At 66.2% G+C, this 2,676-nt stretch carries 3 protein-coding genes and 1 pseudogene; 1 reads left to right on the top strand and 3 read right to left on the bottom strand.

The features are described from left to right. Positions 1-100, top strand: a pseudogene (locus ACWELQ_RS43220) (protein tyrosine phosphatase); the annotation flags it as partial. Here ACWELQ_RS43220 and ACWELQ_RS43215 read toward each other — a convergent pair. The 3 genes from ACWELQ_RS43215 to ACWELQ_RS43205 form a co-directional block, all read right to left on the bottom strand. After that, positions 69-299 carry a GAP family protein gene (locus ACWELQ_RS43215; RefSeq protein ID WP_452402769.1) on the bottom strand — a complete coding sequence of 77 codons (231 nt, stop codon included), beginning with the start codon at positions 297-299 and terminating at the stop codon, positions 69-71. The pseudogene ACWELQ_RS43220 and the gene ACWELQ_RS43215 overlap by 32 nt on opposite strands. 34 nt (positions 300-333) lie before the next feature. Next, positions 334-2,064: an FAD-dependent oxidoreductase gene (locus tag ACWELQ_RS43210; protein ID WP_452402768.1), complete on the bottom strand. Its 1,731-nt coding sequence runs from the start codon at positions 2,062-2,064 to the stop codon at positions 334-336. A gap of 407 nt (positions 2,065-2,471) precedes the next feature. Beyond that, positions 2,472-2,676 (bottom strand): helix-turn-helix transcriptional regulator (locus ACWELQ_RS43205; RefSeq protein ID WP_452402767.1); only part of this gene is annotated, 205 nt, incomplete at its 5' end.

Genomic DNA, 2,676 nt, shown 5'->3' with positions numbered 1-2,676 from the left:
GCGCAGTTTCGATCCGCTCGCGGACGGGCGGTCGGTGCCGGATCCGTACTACGGCGATCAGGCCGATTTCAGGTTGGTGCGCGAGCAGATCGAGGGCGCTGATGCGCGCCCGCGGCCTCACCGAGCGCCATCACCGCCAGGAACACCACCGAGACCGTGGCCACCCATCCCGCCACGAAGGCGAGCGCGTTCGTTCTGCCGCGCGGTGAGGCCAGGATCAGGATGATGGCGATCAGGGCCAGCGGACTGATCGCCACACCGACGGCATGGCTGAGTATCTGCCCGGACGCATGGTGCATGAATTCTCCTGTCGGGGTGTCGAAATGGATGGTGTTACGAACTCGACGGGCGTGACCCGTTCACGCCCACGATGGGCAGCATCAGCGCGGCCGGGGCTCCCGCCGGGACGATCGGCGCGTGCGGTGCGACGGGGTGGACGCGGCGATACGGATTCCCCTGGGCCGGACGGGGATCGGGCTCACCGAGGTTGGGCCAGAACGAGGCGGCCCGCTCGGCCTGTGCCGAAATCGTCAGCGACGGATTGACTCCCGGATTCGCCGAGACCGCCGCACCGTCGACCACGTACAGCGACGGATAGCCGTGCACGCGGTGATAGGGGTCGATCACACCGGAGTTCGCGTCCGTGCCGATCACGCAGCCGCCCAGAAAGTGCGCCGTCATCGGCGTTTTGAAGATATCGGCCCAGGAGGTGGCCGGCTCCGCCTTCATCCGCTTCGCGATCCGCTTGGCCGCCTCGTACCCCACCGGAATCCAGGTGGGGCTCGGCTCACCCTCGCCCTGGCGGCTCGCGTAGCGGCGGCCGAACAGTCCGCGGCGGGTGTAAGTGGTGATGGAGTTGTCGAGATTCTGCATGACCAGCAGCAACATGGTGCGCTCGGACCAGTTGCGCACGTTCAGCTCTCGCAGGAACCGCCCGGGATGCCGCACGGCGAGCTTGGCCAGCCGCGTCACCCGCGACGACGAATCGGCCGGATCCTCACCGTCGACCATGAGCGTCTGCAGCAGGCCCATGGCATTCGAGCCCTTGCCGTAGCGCACCGGCTCGATGTGGGTGTCCGGGCTCGGATAGAACGAGCAGGTGATGGCCACGCCCCGGGTGCCGTCGTAGGCCGGATCCACCTCCGGCTTGCACGAGCCCAGAATGGCTTCGGAATTGGTCCGGGTCAGCTCCCCGAGCCGCCGTGAGAGTCGCGGCAGGATCTTGCGGTCGCGCATGCTGAACAGCAGCTTCTGGGTGCCGCGGGTGCCCGCGGCGAGCACCACGTGCCGGGCGGTGAAGGTGCGCGTCCCGATCCCGGGCAGCTTGCCGGTGCGTTTGGTGCCGACCGTCCAGCTGCCGTCGGAGCGCGGCGTCACCGCGGTGACCGTGGTGAGCGGAAAGATCTGTGCCCCACCGCGTTCGGCCAGCCCGAGATAGTTCTTCAGCAGCGTGTTCTTCGCGCCGTGGCGGCAGCCGGTGGTGCATTCGCCGCATTCGATGCAGCCGGTGCGGTCGGGGCCGACACCACCGAAGAACGGGTCCGGCACCGTCTTGCCCGGCTCACCGAAGAACACACCGACCGGTGTCTGGATGAAGGTGTCTCCCACGCCCATCTCCTCGGCGACGGAGCGAACCACCTCGTCGGCGGGCGTCCAATACGGGTGGGTGACCACGCCGAGCATCTTGCGGGCCTGCTCATAGTGCGGCGCGAGTTCGCTCTTCCAATCGGTGATGTGCGCCCACTGCCGGTTGTCGAAGAACCCGTCGTGCGGCACGTAGAGCGTATTGGCGTAATTCAGCGATCCGCCGCCGACGCCCGCCCCGGCCAGCACCACGCAATTGCTGAGCGGATGAATGCGCTGAATTCCGAAGCAGCCCAGGGCGGGAGCCCACAGGAATTCGCGCAGATGCCAGCTGGTCTTGGCGAAATCGGCGTCCGCGTACCGGCGTCCGGCCTCGAGGACCGCGACCCGATAGCCCTTTTCCACCAGCCGCAGCGCCGTCACACTCCCGCCGAATCCGGAACCGATGATCACCACGTCGAAATCGTTGCTCTGATCCATCGCCACGAGCTCTACCTCCGGTTGTGCGGGCACGTCGCCTCCGGAGCATAGCCAGCAGATTGCTGAAATTCGGTTCGCGCGGGCCCTTTCACCCGTTTCGGGTGAGTACCGCGAAACGGACTCGGATTAGCTTGAGGATCGCCACATGATCCTCAGTGAACTGGAGCAAGAATGAAGTTCCCGCTCATCCAGCTTGGTTCGGCAACCCTCGATCTGACCCAGACCATCACCTCCATCGCCGCGCAGATCACCTATCTGATGCAAGCCTGGGGCAGCGCCTAGGTCACCGACTTCCCGCTCGAAATACCCCTCCTGGCCGACAGGTTTCGAGCGGGCGGGCCGGTGCGGCGACACCCCTCATCACGCCGCACCGGCCCTTTCCCTTGATCGGCGACCCTGAATAGCGTTCAGAGCAATCCGGTCCGGCGCGCCCGATCCAGCGCGTCGGTGCGCGAACTGGTCCCCAATTTCCCGTAGATGCCACGCATATGCGTTTTCACGGTATTGATGGAAACCCCGAGGTCCTTCAACGCGGGCTGTGCGGGATAGCGGCCACGGGCACGCCACCCGGTAGCGGTGTCGATATCGGTCACGGTGAATCCGCGCTGTTCG

The sequence above is a fragment of the Nocardia sp. NPDC004722 genome (assembly GCF_053601505.1).
This window is presented reverse-complemented; position numbering and strand designations above follow the sequence as displayed.